General features: G+C 70.0%; 19 protein-coding genes. 9 read left to right on the top strand and 10 right to left on the bottom strand.

Annotated elements, in window-relative coordinates; translation table 11 throughout:
* The first annotated feature begins 4 nt into the window (after positions 1 to 4).
* A complete protein-coding gene (locus ACZ62B_RS03245; RefSeq protein ID WP_469689190.1) occupies positions 5 to 565 on the top strand; it encodes an HAD domain-containing protein in 561 nt (186 codons plus the stop codon).
* 179 nt (positions 566 to 744) lie between these two features.
* Here ACZ62B_RS03245 and ACZ62B_RS03240 read toward each other — a convergent pair whose 3' ends face one another.
* From ACZ62B_RS03240 to ACZ62B_RS03230, 3 genes are all read right to left on the bottom strand, one after another.
* The gene (locus tag ACZ62B_RS03240; RefSeq protein WP_344559518.1) at positions 745 to 1,719 is read right to left on the bottom strand and encodes an alpha/beta fold hydrolase; all 975 of its coding nucleotides are present in this window, start codon (positions 1,717 to 1,719) and stop codon (positions 745 to 747) included.
* Between the two features lie 181 nt (positions 1,720 to 1,900).
* On the bottom strand, positions 1,901 to 2,356 hold the full coding sequence (locus ACZ62B_RS03235; protein WP_469689189.1) for a hypothetical protein: 456 nt from the start codon (positions 2,354 to 2,356) through the stop codon (positions 1,901 to 1,903).
* A 177-nt stretch (positions 2,357 to 2,533) separates the two neighbouring features.
* Positions 2,534 to 3,094, bottom strand: a complete 561-nt coding sequence (locus ACZ62B_RS03230; protein WP_344559514.1) for a DinB family protein — start codon at positions 3,092 to 3,094, stop codon at positions 2,534 to 2,536.
* Between the two features lie 522 nt (positions 3,095 to 3,616).
* Between ACZ62B_RS03230 and ACZ62B_RS03225 the strand changes: the two genes are divergently transcribed.
* Both ACZ62B_RS03225 and ACZ62B_RS03220 read left to right on the top strand, forming a co-directional pair.
* Entirely contained in the window at positions 3,617 to 5,008 is a 1,392-nt protein-coding gene (locus ACZ62B_RS03225; RefSeq protein WP_469689188.1) for a PE-PGRS family protein, read from the top strand.
* Between the two features lie 31 nt (positions 5,009 to 5,039).
* Positions 5,040 to 5,645: a hypothetical protein gene (locus ACZ62B_RS03220; RefSeq protein ID WP_469689187.1), complete on the top strand. Its 606-nt coding sequence runs from the start codon at positions 5,040 to 5,042 to the stop codon at positions 5,643 to 5,645.
* 13 nt (positions 5,646 to 5,658) lie between these two features.
* On the opposite strand, the gene ACZ62B_RS03215 is transcribed toward ACZ62B_RS03220, so the two are convergent.
* On the bottom strand, positions 5,659 to 6,483 hold the full coding sequence (locus tag ACZ62B_RS03215; RefSeq protein WP_469689186.1) for a hypothetical protein: 825 nt from the start codon (positions 6,481 to 6,483) through the stop codon (positions 5,659 to 5,661).
* A 224-nt stretch (positions 6,484 to 6,707) separates the two neighbouring features.
* Here ACZ62B_RS03215 and ACZ62B_RS03210 point away from each other — a divergent pair, with 224 nt between their 5' ends.
* Positions 6,708 to 6,986: a hypothetical protein gene (locus tag ACZ62B_RS03210; protein ID WP_344559506.1), complete on the top strand. Its 279-nt coding sequence runs from the start codon at positions 6,708 to 6,710 to the stop codon at positions 6,984 to 6,986.
* A gap of 139 nt (positions 6,987 to 7,125) precedes the next feature.
* On the opposite strand, the gene ACZ62B_RS03205 is transcribed toward ACZ62B_RS03210, so the two are convergent.
* Together ACZ62B_RS03205 and ACZ62B_RS03200 are read right to left on the bottom strand one after the other, a co-directional pair.
* Positions 7,126 to 7,671 (bottom strand): hypothetical protein, encoded by a 546-nt coding sequence (locus ACZ62B_RS03205; protein WP_344559504.1) that lies wholly within the window; start codon positions 7,669 to 7,671, stop codon positions 7,126 to 7,128.
* 188 nt (positions 7,672 to 7,859) lie between these two features.
* Positions 7,860 to 8,345: a DUF4265 domain-containing protein gene (locus ACZ62B_RS03200; RefSeq protein ID WP_468721999.1), complete on the bottom strand. Its 486-nt coding sequence runs from the start codon at positions 8,343 to 8,345 to the stop codon at positions 7,860 to 7,862.
* A 205-nt stretch (positions 8,346 to 8,550) separates the two neighbouring features.
* Here ACZ62B_RS03200 and ACZ62B_RS03195 point away from each other — a divergent pair, with 205 nt between their 5' ends.
* From ACZ62B_RS03195 to ACZ62B_RS03185, 3 genes are all read left to right on the top strand, one after another.
* Positions 8,551 to 8,847 (top strand): hypothetical protein, encoded by a 297-nt coding sequence (locus ACZ62B_RS03195; protein WP_344559500.1) that lies wholly within the window; start codon positions 8,551 to 8,553, stop codon positions 8,845 to 8,847.
* A gap of 97 nt (positions 8,848 to 8,944) precedes the next feature.
* Entirely contained in the window at positions 8,945 to 9,385 is a 441-nt protein-coding gene (locus tag ACZ62B_RS03190; RefSeq protein WP_469689185.1) for an ATP-binding protein, read from the top strand.
* Between the two features lie 126 nt (positions 9,386 to 9,511).
* The gene (locus ACZ62B_RS03185; RefSeq protein WP_469689184.1) at positions 9,512 to 10,102 is read left to right on the top strand and encodes a hypothetical protein; all 591 of its coding nucleotides are present in this window, start codon (positions 9,512 to 9,514) and stop codon (positions 10,100 to 10,102) included.
* Between the two features lie 613 nt (positions 10,103 to 10,715).
* Here the strand turns inward: ACZ62B_RS03185 and ACZ62B_RS03180 are convergent.
* Positions 10,716 to 11,921, bottom strand: coding sequence for a hypothetical protein (locus ACZ62B_RS03180; RefSeq protein WP_469689183.1), 1,206 nt, complete (start codon positions 11,919 to 11,921; stop codon positions 10,716 to 10,718).
* 238 nt (positions 11,922 to 12,159) lie between these two features.
* Between ACZ62B_RS03180 and ACZ62B_RS03175 the strand changes: the two genes are divergently transcribed.
* On the top strand, positions 12,160 to 12,657 hold the full coding sequence (locus ACZ62B_RS03175) for a DUF5959 family protein (RefSeq protein WP_469689182.1): 498 nt from the start codon (positions 12,160 to 12,162) through the stop codon (positions 12,655 to 12,657).
* Between the two features lie 80 nt (positions 12,658 to 12,737).
* Here the strand turns inward: ACZ62B_RS03175 and ACZ62B_RS03170 are convergent, their stop codons facing one another.
* The gene (locus ACZ62B_RS03170) at positions 12,738 to 13,499 is read right to left on the bottom strand and encodes a phosphoglyceromutase (RefSeq protein WP_344559489.1); all 762 of its coding nucleotides are present in this window, start codon (positions 13,497 to 13,499) and stop codon (positions 12,738 to 12,740) included.
* Between the two features lie 153 nt (positions 13,500 to 13,652).
* Here ACZ62B_RS03170 and ACZ62B_RS03165 point away from each other — a divergent pair, with 153 nt between their 5' ends.
* Positions 13,653 to 14,927 (top strand): MDR family MFS transporter, encoded by a 1,275-nt coding sequence (locus ACZ62B_RS03165; RefSeq protein WP_344559487.1) that lies wholly within the window; start codon positions 13,653 to 13,655, stop codon positions 14,925 to 14,927.
* A gap of 36 nt (positions 14,928 to 14,963) precedes the next feature.
* On the opposite strand, the gene ACZ62B_RS03160 is transcribed toward ACZ62B_RS03165, so the two are convergent.
* Together ACZ62B_RS03160 and ACZ62B_RS03155 are read right to left on the bottom strand one after the other, a co-directional pair.
* A complete protein-coding gene (locus tag ACZ62B_RS03160; RefSeq protein WP_344559485.1) occupies positions 14,964 to 15,212 on the bottom strand; it encodes an SCO4226 family nickel-binding protein in 249 nt (82 codons plus the stop codon).
* 166 nt (positions 15,213 to 15,378) lie between these two features.
* Positions 15,379 to 15,534 carry a hypothetical protein gene (locus tag ACZ62B_RS03155; RefSeq protein ID WP_344559483.1) on the bottom strand — a complete coding sequence of 52 codons (156 nt, stop codon included), beginning with the start codon at positions 15,532 to 15,534 and terminating at the stop codon, positions 15,379 to 15,381.
* Between the last annotated feature and the right edge of the window lie 83 nt (positions 15,535 to 15,617).

The following is a 15,617-nucleotide window of genomic DNA, read 5'->3' as shown; positions in this document are numbered from 1 at the left end:
CCGCATGAGCAGCAGTGCGCCCCGCCCGGTTCTCTTCCTGGACGTGGACGGCCCGCTGATCCCCTTCGGTCCCGGCTTCGACTCCGGCTTCGGGTCCGGCTTCGGGTCCGGCTTCGACTCCGGCTTCGGGTCCGGCGCACCCGTGCGGGGACCGCTCACGGACTCCGGGAACCCCCTGCTGACCCGCCTCGACCCCACGGTGGGCGCGCGCCTGCTCGCCCTCCCCTGCGAGCTGGTGTGGGCGACGACCTGGCGGCACGAGGCGAACGACACGATCGCCCCGCGCCTCGGCCTGCCGCGCCTGCCGACGGTCTCCTGGCCGGAGGACGACGACACCCCCGCACCGCGCGGCCTCCACTGGAAGACCCGCCCCCTCGCGGAGTGGGCCGGGCGGCGCCCCTTCGTCTGGCTGGACGACGAGATCGGCGAGACGGACCGCGCGTGGACCGGGGCAGCCCACCCGGCCCCGGCACTCCTCCACCGGGTGGACCCGGCGAAGGGCCTGACGGAGGCGGACTTCACGGTGGTACGGGAGTGGCTGCGCGCTGTCCCTCCCGGCCGGTGACGTCGCGCTCTTCGACAGACCCCCTGTGCGGAGTCCCCGTGGCAGGCCGACACGTCCGATCCCCGTGACGTCGGGTCCGTACGCGATGCGGCGCCACGCGCTCGCCGAGGCCGACCGGGTCTTCGCGTCGCCCCCGGGCTCGACCGCCCGGCGCGCGGTCCCCCTTCAGGGCGTCCGGGTCACAGCGCGGCCAGCCACTCGGTGAGGAGGCGGTTGACCTCCTCGGGGCGTTCCTGCTGGATCCAGTGGCCGCAGCCGTCGAGGAGGTGGGAGGAGACCAGGCCCGGCAGGGTCACCGGGTACGCCTCGATCGCGTCGGCCAGCCAGGTCGTGGAGGCGTCCAGGCCGCCGCCGACGAACAGCGACGGCTGGCCGATCGGGGCGCCGTCGAAGGCGGCGAGGTCCTCCCAGTCACGGTCCATGTTCCGGTAGCGGTTGAGCGCCCCGGTCATGCCGGTGCGCTCGAACTCCCCGGCGTAGACGTCGAGGTCCCGCTCGCTCAGCCAGCCGGGCAGCCGGCCCGCGGGGAACCGGTCGCGCATGGTCCCGCCCCTGCCGACGAAGTGCGGATCGGGAGCGCCGGGCGCGGGCATGGTGTCGGCGGACAGCGCCGCGTAGAGGCCCGCGAGCCAGCCCCGTACATCGGGCTCGATCTCCGCCTCGGCGCGGCCCGGCTCCTGGAAGTACGAGACGTAGAACTCCTCGTCACCGCCCATCCCGGCGAAGACGTCGCTGGGCCGGGGCCCGCCGCGCGGGGTGTAGGGCACGCTCAGCAGCGCCACCGCGCGGAAGACGTCCGGCCTGAGCAGCGCGGAGTTCGCGGCGATGGTCGCACCCCAGTCGTGCCCCACGACCACGGCCGACTCCTCGCCCAGGGCGTGCACCACGGCGACGTTGTCCGCCACCAGGTCGATCATCCGGTACGCGTCCGTCGCGGCCGGCTTGGAGGAGCGGCCGTATCCGCGGACGTCGACGGCGACCGCGCGGTACCCCGCCGCCGCGAGTGCGGGCAACTGGTGCCGCCAGGAGTACCAGGACTCCGGGAAGCCGTGCACGAGCAGCACCAGCGGCCCGGTGCCCTGCTCCGCGAGATGGATCCGGCCTCCCGGCGAGGAAACCAGCCGGTGCGTGATCTCCGTGGTCTTCCGGTTCATGAGCCCTCCTCCAGGACCGTGTTCCGCTGTGTCTCGATCACCTCGATCATGCGGAAGGCCGCCCCGAAGGCCCGAGCCCATTTGCCGACCCGGCAAACCCGCCGGCCGCGACTCGACCCGTCCCGCCCTCGCCGCGGACCGCGAGGCCGTGGCAAGGGCGGGGACGAGCCCGGCGGAGGTGTCAGACGTCGTACAGGGTGACGGTGACCGACCCGTCCTCGCCGGTGACGGTGTACTCGCCGGGGCCCACGACCGGCACACAACCGGCGGCGAGGACGTCGTCGTCGTTGATGCCCGTGTCGTCCTCGTTCACGAAGGCGCACAGTTCGGTGACGGGGTGGTCGGCGTACCTCACCTCGTAAAGGCCCGAGTCCGGGTAGCGCGGAAGGGTGGGGGTGTAGAGGCCGACGTCCGGGTGCTCCCACAGGGCGGTCTCCTGGCCCCACGGCGCCTGCAGCCAGACCCTCCCGTAGGGCTCGGGCAGGTCGTTGTCGTCGCGCTCCTGAGGGTTGGAGAATTCGATCAAGTACATGACGGGTCCGGGTGCCGCCGCCTGCGCGGAAGCGGCCGCTCCACCGAGCAGCAGCAGTACTGCCGAACCGGTCGCCGCCAACCGGCCCATGAACGTGAGACGCATCCCTCCACCTTTCGCCGAGAGTAGTCGTGCGACTACACAGTGAGAGGTTAGGAGGGGTCGGCTCTCGATTCCCCGGGCCGACGGCTAAACCACTCAGGGGACTGACGCGGGGGCTCATCTCGCCTCCCTGCGCGCCGCCGGGCCGAGAACGCCGTGCTCCGTCGACGGGTGGGCGGGTTACTGCCCCACCCGCCCGTCGACGCACTCGCGCAGCAGGTCGGCGTGGCCGCAGTGGCGGGCGTACTCCTCGATGCGGTGGACCCACAGTTCGCGTACGGAGCTGCCGTCCTGGACCACCCGCGCACCCAGGTCCGGGTACGCGGCCAACGCCGCGTCGGTGGCCGCCTGTTCGCGGGCGAGGTCGGCGAAGGCGCCGTCGACCAGCGCCTGGTCGGCGACGGCACCGTCGAAGTCGGCGTCACGCGCCCCGTACAGCTTCGGTTCCGGTCCGCCGGGCTGGAACCAGCCCCGCCAGTCCCGCTCCACCTCCGCGAGATGCCGGACCAGCCCCAGCAGGGACATGGTCGACGGCGGCACCGACCGGCACGCCAACTGCTCCGGGCTCAGCCCCTCGCACTTCATCCTCAGGGTCAGCCGGTAGTTCCGCAGGTAGTCCTGCAACGTCGCCAACTCCCCCTCCGGACCGGCCCCGTCACTCTCCCGGGGATCGTCGTCGGGGTCCGCCCACATGTCGGGGTGGACACTGGCCTGGCTCCATCGCTCCGGCGCATCGCTCACCGGGCCCACGATGCTGAGCGGCGCCCCGGGCCGCAAGCGAATATCGCGGCGGAGGCGGTGATGCCGGTGCGGCCGGCGCGGCGGCTCCAGCGGCCCCGGCGGCGTCACCCGCGTCAACCAGAACACCGCGGGCGTCTCCGGCGGCATCACCGCCTCCGGCATCCGGCAGGGGGTCTGGTCCGACTCCGTGGAGGAGGACTCAGGCCCGGCGGGGCCGCGGCTCGGGGGAGGCTTCCTCCTCGGACGACCGCCCGTCGATGATCGATGAGTTCAAGTGGGGTGGAGCGGCCCACGGTGGACACCCGAACGGCGCTTCGCCCCCGCCGGTGATGTGGTTCGGTGACCTAGCGATCGCTAAGTCGCCGAGCCGTACTCCGCGGTCTCCGGCATCCCGGTGCGGCCCGGCGAACCCCTCACGACGACCCCTCTTGACGTGATCGCGGCACCCATTTCCCTCCCGGCGTCCTATCCTGAGCCGCGAGCCGCGAGGGCCGGGCCGGCGATCGAGGGACGGGGCGAGCGATGGCGTTTCGGGGGGCGGATCCCGAGGATCTGGAGCGGTTGGCGAAGCTCCTGGACGGCCGAGGCGGCGTCGAGGACCGCCTCGACGAGGCCTTCACCCGAGCCGCCCGTCTGGGGGTGAGCGGACAGCTGGCGCCCCTGGAACCGATGCGGTCCTGGACCCGTGACGAGGCCAAGGACCTGCGTAGACGCGCGACCCTGCTCCGTCTGGAGAACGGCGACCCGACGGCCGGGCTGCTGTGGGCGGGCTTCACGGCGAAGGACCTGGAGAACTACCGGGGCGAGGGGATCAAGCCGGAAACGTTCCTGCTGGCCAACTCGGTGGCGGCGAGCGACGACCCCAAGGCCCAGGAGCTGGCACGGCAGCCGGGGGAGAAACTCGGCGACTGGATCGTACGGCTGGAGGCACACGCACTCGCGAAGATCCCGGGCCTGGAACCGCACGAAGAGACCCTCACCGAGATGATCAAGTTCGGCAGCGACGCGTTCAACGTGGCGGCCGCGGCCCAGGTCTCGGTGGCGAGCGGCTTCTCGGGCACCAAGGTGCTGCTGGGCAACGCGGTGAAGACCGGGAAGCTCGGGCCGATGAAGGACGCCCTCGCCGCACGCTGGACCGCGGCGGGCAGCAACCCCATCCTCCGCTGGGCGGGCAGCAAGCTCGGCAGCTACAACCCGCCGATCCGCTCGCTGTCGGCACCCGGAAGCTGGCTTCCCGGCCAGCTCGGCAACATGGCGTCGAGAAGCCAGAGGTACCAGAGGGTCGCGAACGTGCCCTTCAGCTCCGGTTTCCTGGGCGACCGCTGGGGCGGCGGATTCGACGCGCTGCGTCAACGCGGCTTCATGAATGCCAAGCTGCTGGGCTTCACCCCCAACCAGGCCATCAACTTCTTCGCCGGGTCGGACGACATGGCCCGTATGTACGGCGGACTGACCCACTCCGGTCAGGCGGTCACCCGCGCGGGACAGGCCAGCCTGGTGACGGTCGGCAGGGCCGGCGGGTTCAGTGCGGCGGCGAAGACCGCCGGACTGTGGCGCGGGGCGGGCATCGTCGGCTCGGCGGGCGCGACGGCGTTCTCCGTGGCCAACATCGCCACCATGGACCACGCCAAGGAGTGGGAGAAGAGCAAGGCCGGTTACCTCGCCAACTACGCCGAGGTCGGTTTCAACGCCTCCCTGACCGCGGCGATGGTCGCCCCCACCCCGCTCACGATCGGCCTGGCCGTGGGCACCGGCCTCGTCTACGGGGGCCTGAAGGTCGTAGAACACTGGGACGACATCACGGAAGGCGCGGAGAAGGCGGCCGACTGGGTGGGCGACAAGGCGAGTGACATCGGCGATGACATCGCGGACGGTGCCAAGAAGCTGGGCAGCGCGCTGAACCCGTTCGACTGATCAGACGCGAGAGATGAGAGCCTTTGTCGCCATGGGAACGAGTAGCGAATCCTTCGAGTTCGAGCTGCTGCCGTACAGGACCGAGGCGACGAAGCGGGAGCGGCCCAAGAAAGGGGTCAAGGGCGACGTGGGGCCCTTCGGCCCGGTCGTCGTGGAGCGCTGCCCGCTCTACCAGCCACTCGAAAAGGGAATGGACACCGCTCGGTTGAGCGGTCCCGCCTTCCCGGAGACGGTTTTCCGGGGGAAGCGCCGGTCGGGGAGGCCGTCGCTGTTCAAGGCCGAGCTCACCCTCGACGGTCGGCACGCGGAGCTGCGGTTCAACGCCAAGGTCCTGAAGCGTGAGGACCGGGTGCTGCGCATCGCCTACGACGGCCGGGAGTACGTGTACTCATCGGAGGGCTTGGGAAAGGCGAAGGTCCTGCGGAGGGAGGGAATCCGGGTCTCGATCGGACTCGGTCGGCACATCCCGCCCGCCGACATCGCCGGCGCGGGTACGGCGACCGGCCCGGTGGACGCCGTGGACCTCGCCCTCGCCATCGTGCTGGAAGAGGTGGACACCGACGTCCTCACCCTGACCGGTGCCGCACTGTCCTCTCCCTTCGCCCTGATGCAGCGCTTCTCGGACCGGGCGGAGTAGCGGGCGGTCCCGCTCAGGACCGCGGCCCCAACTCCTCCTTCTCCGGAATCAGGCCGGTCAGCATCCGCCAGATCTCCCCCGCCTCCGACCGCGTCAGCACCAGCGGACTCTCGGGCGTGACCCGACCGGGCAGGATCGGCTCCTCCGGCTGCTCACGGATCCAGTACCCCCGCGGGCCGCAGTCCCAGACGGCGAGACTGCGCAGCATCGGGGCGTGCGCACCGTCGTGCTCCCCGTCCCAGGCGACGGTGACACGCCAGTACGAGTTCAGCGCGAGGACCAGATCGGTCAGCGGCCCCGCCATCTCCCCGGAGGTACCGGCGTCGGTGACGGCCTTGTGCACGGTGTCCCGGTCCTCCTCGGCCTCCCCGGACGGAGCCGTGAGCACGGCGAAGGCGCCGTCCAGAGCCCTCATGGTCGATACGATCCGGGGCGCGGCCGGCTGCTCGTCGGCACCACGACGCAGATGGACCATGCGGGCGAGCTCGAAGACGAGGGTGCTCGGCTCGACCGGGATGTACTCCGACTCCTCCTCGCCCGGCCACCCCTCATGGGCGATCACCGAGTTCGGTCCGACGACGACACCGTGATGCACGGGGCCGGCCTCACCGGTGATCTCGACACCGATGGTGAGCACGGGAGCTTCGAGCGTCTCCGTCAACTCCCGCAGGAGAGGCGAGAGCTGTCCCTCCTCGCCGACCAGCCCGAGCACCTGGAGCTCCCCGAGCGAGGGGAAGAGTTCCGCGCTCGGCGTCTTTCCTTCCGCAAGGCGGGCGAGCACCCGCACATGACGGTCGGCCAGCCGCAGCCGTGAACGGGAACTGTCGTAACTGGGCATGAGCACGTCCTCCGCAGATGGGCTGGCACGAGGCTAACCCGGCGGAGGAGGCGTGAAGGGCCTGTCAAACGGCCCGGGGGACGCCGCCCGCTCTGCCCGGTCGTCTCCTTCGAGCCGGCTGACGCCTGGCTCGGGCGAGACGGCCCGGCTCCGCGAGTAGGACCCTACCCGCGGTGAAGTTGCAGGCAGGGGGCCTTGTCATAGGGGTCGGCTAGGTTGTGGGAATGACCGCCATGGATCCGCTTGTGCCAACCCTCGCAGGGTTGGTCGTCGACGCCGTCTGGTTCCTCGAGAGCTGCGGTGACGACGAAGTCGATCCCGACTCCGCGGTGAAGATGATGGAAAGCGTGGGCGGGGAACTGCTGCGACTGCCTCCGGACCAGCGCGACCGTCTCTTGCAGGTGCTCGCCGACTTGGCCGAAGCGGAACAGGACCCCGCACGACGGGAGTTCCTGGAGTCGTTCCCCTTCGACTGCGGCCTGGTCGAGGAACAGGAAGACTGAGCCCGACAACGGCCGAGAGAGCACTGCTTCAGGAGTCCGGTCCGAGCCCACTTCGGATGCCGTGATCGACTGGTACGAGGGCTGGACGGGGTTGTCGGTGTACGCCGCCGTCCGGCGTCGTCGACGTCAGCCGTGGATGTCAGAGATCAGCGTTGCCCTGGCAGTCCTCGTGCCGGCACTCGTCGTCTCGCCGGTGAAGTCGCCGAAGGTTGTCCAGGGCCTCGCCGGGGAACGGGTGCTGAATCCACTTCTCGAGGTAGCCGGCCTCGCCGTGCGTCCGCAGTACCGCCTCGGCGGCCTCCACCACCACGTGGCCCAGCGCGCTGCGTGGCTGCGTGGAGTGCCAGCAGCGGGTGCCCTCGTCATCAGGGGCGTTCCAGCTCTCGGACATGTCCGGGTAGCGGTAGATGGTGATGTCCACCTCGGACCCCTGGCGCCGGAGCCGCCACCTCACCTCGGCGGGTTCGAGATCGAAGGAGACACGCTGGGAGGCGGCGGCTCCGTAGAGCCCCGCTACCGCCTTCAACAGGTCACGGAGGGCATCGGTGCAGTAACTGACGACGTCAACCTGTTCTGACGCGCCGTCGGCGACTCGGCACGTCGCCCACCCGGAGCCGCGCAGCTCCCAACCGAAACGCAGATCGAAGGGCAGGGGGCGGCCGTCGGGATCGTGTGGAGCAACCATGCCCGCACCCTATGGACTCTCCGAGGCCGGCGGCCTCTCAATGGGCGAGCGAAGACCCGTCTTCTTGCCGGGGACCTTGGTGAGCTGGGTTTTTGCTGGTCAGGGGTAATGGGCCCGTACGCATGACGGTCGTCCTCGGCCACTGTCGAGCGGCCTCGGACGGCCCAGCCGTGGATCACTGAATGGCGTCAGCCGGCAGAAGCCGCCCGCCACTGCGCGGTGATGCACCCCTCCTCCATGTCCCACCACTCCTTGGCCACGCCGTGGTTGAGCAGCTTCTGCACCTTGGTGAGGTCGGCGGTGGGCGGGACGTCCAGGGCGACCATGCCGAACCGCTCTATGCCCTCGCCGTGGACCCCGAGTTCGTGAAACGCGTTGATCACGCTCTGACGTGCAGCTCCAGAGCCGCCGTCACGGAGCACGACGAGGCGGACGGTGCAGTTCTCGGAACGCCGGACCACCTCGCCGGCCCATCGCACGCCCTCCTCGTCGGGCTCGATGGCCACGATGTCCCCGCAGGCGATACCTCGGACGAACCAGGGGACGTTGTCGAGCCGCGCAGTGCCGTCGCCCTGATCGACCGCCCACAGACTCTCCACCGATGCCGGGGGCCAGTCGTCCTTGATCTCGAGCCGGAAGTGCACCTTCACGTACGGGCCCTCGGGGTTCGTCATGGTGCCCAGGATGCACAGTCCTCCCGTGCCGGGCCGCAGGTGGGTGAGGTTCCCCGTTGCTCGGGGAGGACTGATCAAGTGGCCTTGGCCATCTTTCCCCGACGCGGCGCGACTTCGTAGGGTCCGATCATCCGAGACCGGCTCTGGGAGGGGGCGTGTGGCTGTTTCCGTAGGTCGGAGTCGTGCCCTACGCGTGATCCGTGGCGTGGGTTCGTTCCTGAAGGAATTTCTGGGAGAGCTCGCCGGAGAAGTAGTACTGACGGCGGTCGCCTGTCTTGCCGTGGTGGGTCTGGCCCTGGCGTTCGTCTGGGGATGGGAGCACAGCCCGCTGGTCACAGGAGGTGCAGGCGGTGCCTTCCTGGCCTTCCTCGGCTATGGCGGCTGGGAACTGCTTCGTCCTGCCGAGCCAGGGCGGCGCGGGCGACTGGCCGGCGTGGCGGCTGCCACGTCCGCCGTGGCCGCCGTGTTCATCGCCTATGCCTGGTCCTGCGACTGCTTCTGAACGGTCAGGCTGGACACGAGCCCGACAGCCGTCGTGACGGATGGGACGCGACCCACCTGGAAGACGCCGCGGAGGCAACGGTGAGGAGTGAGCGCGGATGGCCTTTGCGATCGACCGGCACCCCTGTGAGGGATCACCGCGACTCGGGTCGATGACCTTGCAGTCGGTTCCGGAGTCCGTCCCCCGAGCGCGACGCTGGTTCCGGAAGTTCATCGCCCCGTACCGTCCGCTCTGTTCGGTCGACGACTGCGTGCTGATGATCTCGGAGTTGGTGACCAACGCGGTCCTCCACGGGCGGTCCGACGACGAGTGGGTCGTACGGGTCGAGTGCTTCCGAGCCGGAACCTCGCTGCGCGTGGAGGTGCACAACCCCGGGTTGCCCGCGAACGTGCGCCTCCGCCGACCGGGCGCCGACGACGCTCACGGACGCGGGCTGCTCCTGGCCGACGCCATCGTCGCTTCCTGGCACTCCGGGCCGAGCCGCTTCGGGGGAACGGTCGTCTCCTTCGAGCTGGCTGACGCCTGGACGGAGAGCTGAGTTCCCCAGCGCGTCCCCTCTCCGTCAGCTCCGGGTGAGACGGCCCAACCCCGGCCAGTAAGCCCCTACCGGCGGAGAAACCGTAAGTAGAGGGCTTGCTTAAGCGGCGTCTCCCACAATGCCGCCATGAGTGAGCACCACGAGGTCGTCTTCTCCTGCTTTCTACGCGACGACGCCCCGGATCCGGTACTGGCGGCCCTGCGCCGGCACATGGGCGTGGACGACGACTGCCCGGACGTCCTGGACCCGGACGACCGCCCCTACCCGCTGCTAATCCCGGACGGCAACAGCCGCCTCCCCGGCGGTGACACCGTGTCCCCGCGCCGTACGGTGCAGGAGTTCGCGTCGTCGGGGAAGCGGCACGAATGGGAGCTGTTCGCCCGCAAGGACCGGGTCGACGACCTGACAGTCCACCTCGACGCGTTCCTGGAGCTGGTATCCCCGCACACCGCGAGCAGCGGCTACGGCGGTCACGTCCGCCACGTGATGACAACCCCTGCGACGTGGGCGAGCATCTGGCCGTCGTCTTCGTCGCTCCCGCCCACGAGCTCCGCTTCTACGTGGACGGGGCAGCTCTCCCACACCTCCACCGCGGTGGACACGACCTCGTGGACGGCCTCGGGCGGTCTCCAGGTGGGCCGCTCGGCGATCCGGGGGAGTACTTCGCAGGCACGGTGGACGAGGTGCGCGCCCACTACGGTGTCGCGGACCGGGTGAAGTTCCAGCAGATGGCCGCCCTGACGGGACTCCCCGGCCTCTGAGCGCCGTACGGGCCGACCGGACCCACAACTCCATGAGTCCGTACAGCACTCCCGAGTCCTGCGCGCGGGTCGCGGATCGTCCGCGCGCGGGGGCGGTCGAGTCGCCGTTGTCGTTCCTTGGCAGTTGCTGGGCTCCGCTGCCCTGTCGCAGGATCGGGCGATGTCCCGTTCGACAGGCGCGCATACCGCCGATCCATGCCCCAAGTGCCGCGTCGAGGAAGTCCGTACCGGCATCCCTTCCTCCGCCCGCGGGCGGGATGTCGTCAGCTACCGCTGTGACCGTTGCGGGCCCACGTGGTTCCGCCCGGTGGAGGACGACCTGGGGGTGCACGACACCGTCAGGGTGGACCTCCCGGATGCCACGCGCTCTGCGGCACCGTCCGGCAGGTGGAGGACGACCGGGTCCAGGTGCGCGACACGGGCAGTGGCCGGATGCTGCTGGTCGAACTCTGGAGAGTCGTCCTCTGCTGAGGTCCGTCCGGCTCGCGCCACCTCACCATCAGCCCGGGAAACTGCTGTCATGTATGGCCGGTCACTGTGCTGACCTGGGCGAGCCGCCGGGTCGTGCCTCACCTGTCTCGCTGGTGGTGACTTCGGGTGATGAGCCATGTTCCGCCGACTATCAGTAGCGCGAAGAGCGCCAGGCCGACGCCCTGTGCGGCCAGGAGCCACAGACGGTCAGACAGGGGGAGTTTTCCGGTGAGGGTGACCTGGAGCGAACCGACTGCGAAGGCGATGGCGGCCGTGAAGACGGCGACGACTTCGACGGCTCGCACCGAAGAGGTGTGGAGAGAACGTTCCAGCTGAGCATTGGCCGCGGCCTGTTGTTCCCATCGGCGCTGCTGCTCCGCGTCCCGCAGAGCACGAAGCCTTCCTTCCTGGACCGCGTCCCTCTTCGTCAGGTACTGATCCTGCAGAACGCCGAGACTGGCAGTGGGACTCGCCGCGAGCAACGCAAGGGCGGTGTCGATGTTCTCCAGTGCCGCGTCGTGCTCCCCGCACATGTGCAGCCCGGTGGCCAGGCGCGCATGGAACATGTGGTCGCCGGGATAGGTCCGTACCGCCTCCTGCGCGTGGCGACGCAGAAGCTCTCCCTGGCCCGGGAAGGGGGCGGCGAACGCCAACCCGTTGAGGCAGATGTCCACGGTGTGCCGGGTCCGGCCCGGCGCGGACCAAGCCCTTTCCAACAACTCGGTCGCGTACGCGACGGTCAGAGTCCGGCTGCCGAACGCCGCGAACGACTGAAGCGCGATGTAGACGGGTTCGTTCCGAAGGGAGCCGGCAGCCACGGAGGTGGGTGAGAACTCCAGGAAGGCGTGCAACTCGTCGAAGCAGAAGTTCGCCCGCAACTTACCCGCGTGGAACAGGGTGACGAAGAACGCCGTGCGTTCCGCCTCGGTCCCTCCGCCTGCCCCGTCCACCGCCGCCGCGAGTTGATCCGCGGACTCCGCGGCTCCCCGGTTCAGGAATCCGTTGCCAAGAGCCCACTGCTGCGCGACGGCACCCCAGCTGTCGGCCGTCACCCGGTCGGCCATCCACCGCGCGCACTCGACAGCCGTCGTGGCTGTCGGCCGCTGCTGGAAGCGTTGGCGCCAGTAACGATCGGCACACATGAAGTACGGGTCGAGACGGAGGTCGGCGGAACGCACCTCGAACGTCGGCGGCGTTCCCGCCGCCAGCAGTTCCGCGGCTGTCTCGTCACAGATGCGGTCGCGCGTTCTGGCATCGGTCGCACGAGCTTCGTCCAACCGCGCGATGACTGTTGCTGCGTCCATGCGTCCCCGGCCTCCGTGAGCCCGCTCTCGCCACTCCGTCCACCTGAACATATCCACACGACAAAGCCGTTGGTTGTCGAGCTCAGCAAGATTGTGTTCGCGCCCTTCATGCCCTCCGGCCGGGAACGGGCTGACGGAGCCGTGTCCGAGGTCCACGTGGAGCGCCCGCCCCCGAGTCGTGGGGTCGGCGAGTGGTCCGGCAGGATGCTCGAACGCGGTTACTTCGGGGAGGGAATCCATGCACTCTGCGGACGGGATCATCGATCTGATCCATCTGGCCGACAGGCCCGGCACCAGTGGCCACAGTGTCTCCGTGCGCGTCCTGGGACGCTCCCAACCCGGAATCCTGACCGGCCACGACCTCCTCGACGGCGAGATCGTCATCCTGGCCGGGAAGTCCCTCGACGCCTCCTTCCCGGTCACCCTCTTCCCCGAGGACCTGGAGGACTGGGAGGAGGATCTGGCAGGGCTGGAAGCTCAGCGGTCCGCCACGTGGCTCGACTCCGGGCGGACCCCTTCCCTGCGGTTCGAGCCCGAGGAGAGCGGCGGGCTCTCGGTGTCCGTGCACGACGGGCCGTCGACCGGAATCACGGTCACCCTCCCGTTCTCCGTGCTGCCGCCGGCATGGGCCGCCGAGCAGCGCGACCTCCTCACCCGGGTGCGTGAGGTCTACCCCCGTGAGGTGGTCGAGACGTCACCCGGTGCGTACGAGTGGCGGCGTGACCGCCGCTCCTGACGGCCCGGAGACGACCCCGGGACAGCGATGAGCCCCCTACCCGCGAAGGAGTCGCAGGCAGGGGGCTCAAAGCGTTCGGGCTACTTCTTCTTGCCCTGGTTCTTGACCGCCTCGATCGCCGCCGCGGCCGCCTCCGGGTCGAGGTACTTGCCGCCGGGGGTGACCGGCTTGAAGTCCGAGTCCAGCTCGTAGTAGAGCGGGATGCCCGTCGGGATGTTCAGGCCCGCGATGTCGGCGTCCGAGATGCCGTCGAGGTGCTTGACCAGGGCGCGCAGGCTGTTGCCGTGGGCGGCGACCAGGACCGTGCGGTTGGCCAGGAGGTCGGGGACGATCGCGTCGAACCAGTACGGGAGCATCCGGACGACGACGTCCTTCAGGCACTCCGTCTGCGGGCGCAGCTCCGGCGGGAGGGTCGCGTAGCGCGGGTCGGAGAACTGGGAGTACTCGGCGTCGTTGGAGAGCGCCGGCGGCGGGGTGTCGTAGGAGCGGCGCCACAGCATGAACTGCTCCTCGCCGAACTCCGCGAGGGTCTGCGCCTTGTCCTTGCCCTGCAGGGCGCCGTAGTGACGCTCGTTCAGGCGCCAGCTGCGGTTCACCGGGATCCACAGGCGGTCGGCGGCCTCCAGGGCGAGCTGCGCGGTGCGGATCGCGCGCTTCTGGAGGGAGGTGTGGAGCACGTCGGGCAGCAGGCCGGCGTCCTTGAGCAGCTCGCCGCCGCGCGTCGCCTCCTTCTCGCCCTTCGGGGTGAGGTTGACGTCCACCCAGCCGGTGAACAGGTTCTTCTCGTTCCACTCGCTCTCGCCGTGGCGGAGGAGGATCAGCTTGTACGGTGCGTCGGCCATGTGCCCGAGCGTAATCGACACCCCGTACGGGCCGCGCGCCCTGCCCGCTTGGCGGACGGTTGACGGGATCTGTTAATTGAGTGGTTGCCCCGGCCCCCTGCTTCGTAAGTTGTGCTTGCCGCTCCAGCCGCTTACATCTTCTACGGGGGTTCCATGTCGGTCGCCGGACTGAGACGTGCCGTGCGCGAGTCCGTCTCCGGGCTTCCCCGCGAGTTCTGGTGGCTGTGGACCAGCACCCTCGTCAACCGGCTCGGGGCGTTCGTCGCCACCTTCATGGCGCTGTACCTCACGCTCGACCGGGGGTACTCCGCCTCCTACGCCGGGCTCGTCGCCGCGCTGCACGGGCTGGGCGGGGTGATCTCGTCGCTGGGTGCCGGGGTGATGACCGACCGGCTGGGACGACGGCCCACGCTGCTCGTCGCGCAGACCGCCACCGCCCTGTCCGTGGCGCTGCTCGGCTTCATGCGGGACCCGGTCGCCATCGCCGCCGTCGCGTTCCTCGTCGGCATGGCCTCCAACGCCTCCCGGCCCGCCGTGCAGGCGATGATGGCCGACATCGTGCGGCCGGAGGACCGTATCCGGGCCTTCTCGCTCAACTACTGGGCCATCAACCTCGGCTTCGCGATCTCCTCCGCGGGGGCCGGGTTCATCGCCGAGTACAGCTACCTCGCCGGGTTCCTGATCGAGGCGGGCATGACGCTGGTCTGCGCCGTGCTCGTCTTCGTGAAGCTGCCCGAGTCCCGGCCGGGGAGTGAGGATTCCCCGGACGCTTCTGCGGGGAGCGGGGCCGTTTCCCTTCTGACCGTGCTGCGCGACGGGCGGTACATGGGGGTCGTCGGGCTGTCCTTCCTCGTCGCCCTCGTCTTCCAGCAGGGGTATCTGGGGCTTCCGGTCGCCATGGGGGAGGCCGGGTTCACGCCCGCGGACTTCGGGATGGCCATCGCCGTCAACGGCGTACTGATCGTCGTCCTGCAGATTCCCGTCACCCGGTTCATCGAGCACCGGGACCCCGGGCGGCTGCTGGTGATCTCCTCGCTGCTCGCCGGATACGGCTTCGGGCTCACCGCCTTCGCCGGATCGGTCGGCGTCATCGCCCTCACCGTATGCGTGTGGACGCTGGCCGAGATCGTCAACGCGCCGACCCAGACCGGGCTGGTCGTACGGCTCTCCCCGGTGCACGGGCGCGGGCGCTACCAGGGCATGTACACCATGTCCTGGGCGGTCGCCTCGCTCGTCGCCCCGCTGATGTCCGGGTTCGTCATCGACCACTGGGGCGCCGAGTGGCTGTGGGGGATGTGCGCCGTCGTCGGGACGGTGGCCGGCCTCGGGTACGGGCTGCTGATGCGGCGGCTTCCGGAAGAGGCGCTTCCGCAGAAGGAGAGGACGGCGGTCGTGGTGGAGAAGGCCGCGGAGGTCGGTGCCTCCTGAGAGGGGCCGGCCCCCGCGGGCACCGCGACCTCCCGCTCAGACGGACAGCGTCACCGCGTGGATCTCGTCGGCCTTGTGGCCGGTACGTTCGTGGATGCGCTGGACCGCTTCGGCGGAGGGGGCCTCGGAGAGGCAGTAGATCGTGCCGGACTCCGGGTCCGCCCACGCCTGCCGGAAGTGGACTCCCTCTTCCTGCTGGATCGCGAGGTCGGACTCGTGGGCCTGCCGCAGCTTCTCCTCCGTGATGCCCTCCACACCGTGGTGGACGTCCATGAACTGGGTCATGGCTCCGCACCTCCTTCCGACTTCCGGGCTCCCGAGTCTTCGGGTTGCGTCGCTGTCGGCCATCTCCCATCCTGCGCCCCGCCGCACCCACCGGCACGCCGAGGACCCCGGCGCCCGTCACGGGCGCCGGGGTCCTCGGCCGGTGACGGGCCGGGCGCCTACGGCGTCAGCCGCACTGGCAGGGATTGCCCGACTGGCAGCCGCAGCCGCAGCCCGAGCCGCAGCCGCAGGCGGCGATCAGGGTGAGGTTCCTGATCTCGGCGGACTGCTCGGTCTCGCGCTCCCGCGCGGGGTCGGGCGTCGTGCTGGGGGATTCGGCCATGGGTCCCTCCTCAGGGCTGGCGCCTGTGCACACCTGCCCCCATTGGACGCCCGCCCCGCCGGGCGCATCAACGGCGCATTGGG

Source organism: Streptomyces sp. NPDC053426, assembly GCF_055585405.1.
Note: the sequence above shows the minus strand (reverse complement) of the source record. Positions and strands in the feature narration are given on the sequence as shown.

What these genes read in the sequence shown, in the direction of transcription:
- ACZ62B_RS03200 (WP_468721999.1), bottom strand. Translation starts at nt 8,345, where the DNA reads ATGACGAACCCCGAGGGCCCGTACGTGAAGGTGCACTTCCGGCTCGAG.
- ACZ62B_RS03210 (WP_344559506.1), top strand. Translation starts at nt 6,708, where the DNA reads ATGACCGCCATGGATCCGCTTGTGCCAACCCTCGCAGGGTTGGTCGTC.
- ACZ62B_RS03205 (WP_344559504.1), bottom strand. Translation starts at nt 7,671, where the DNA reads ATGGTTGCTCCACACGATCCCGACGGCCGCCCCCTGCCCTTCGATCTG.
- ACZ62B_RS03220 (WP_469689187.1), top strand. Translation starts at nt 5,040, where the DNA reads ATGGGAACGAGTAGCGAATCCTTCGAGTTCGAGCTGCTGCCGTACAGG.
- ACZ62B_RS03180 (WP_469689183.1), bottom strand. Translation starts at nt 11,921, where the DNA reads ATGGACGCAGCAACAGTCATCGCGCGGTTGGACGAAGCTCGTGCGACC.
- ACZ62B_RS03160 (WP_344559485.1), bottom strand. Translation starts at nt 15,212, where the DNA reads ATGACCCAGTTCATGGACGTCCACCACGGTGTGGAGGGCATCACGGAG.
- ACZ62B_RS03190 (WP_469689185.1), top strand. Translation starts at nt 8,945, where the DNA reads ATGGCCTTTGCGATCGACCGGCACCCCTGTGAGGGATCACCGCGACTC.
- ACZ62B_RS03225 (WP_469689188.1), top strand. Translation starts at nt 3,617, where the DNA reads ATGGCGTTTCGGGGGGCGGATCCCGAGGATCTGGAGCGGTTGGCGAAG.
- ACZ62B_RS03240 (WP_344559518.1), bottom strand. Translation starts at nt 1,719, where the DNA reads ATGAACCGGAAGACCACGGAGATCACGCACCGGCTGGTTTCCTCGCCG.
- ACZ62B_RS03155 (WP_344559483.1), bottom strand. Translation starts at nt 15,534, where the DNA reads ATGGCCGAATCCCCCAGCACGACGCCCGACCCCGCGCGGGAGCGCGAG.
- ACZ62B_RS03215 (WP_469689186.1), bottom strand. Translation starts at nt 6,483, where the DNA reads ATGCCCAGTTACGACAGTTCCCGTTCACGGCTGCGGCTGGCCGACCGT.
- ACZ62B_RS03165 (WP_344559487.1), top strand. Translation starts at nt 13,653, where the DNA reads ATGTCGGTCGCCGGACTGAGACGTGCCGTGCGCGAGTCCGTCTCCGGG.
- ACZ62B_RS03170 (WP_344559489.1), bottom strand. Translation starts at nt 13,499, where the DNA reads ATGGCCGACGCACCGTACAAGCTGATCCTCCTCCGCCACGGCGAGAGC.
- ACZ62B_RS03245 (WP_469689190.1), top strand. Translation starts at nt 5, where the DNA reads ATGAGCAGCAGTGCGCCCCGCCCGGTTCTCTTCCTGGACGTGGACGGC.
- ACZ62B_RS03235 (WP_469689189.1), bottom strand. Translation starts at nt 2,356, where the DNA reads ATGCGTCTCACGTTCATGGGCCGGTTGGCGGCGACCGGTTCGGCAGTA.
- ACZ62B_RS03185 (WP_469689184.1), top strand. Translation starts at nt 9,512, where the DNA reads ATGAGTGAGCACCACGAGGTCGTCTTCTCCTGCTTTCTACGCGACGAC.
- ACZ62B_RS03175 (WP_469689182.1), top strand. Translation starts at nt 12,160, where the DNA reads ATGCACTCTGCGGACGGGATCATCGATCTGATCCATCTGGCCGACAGG.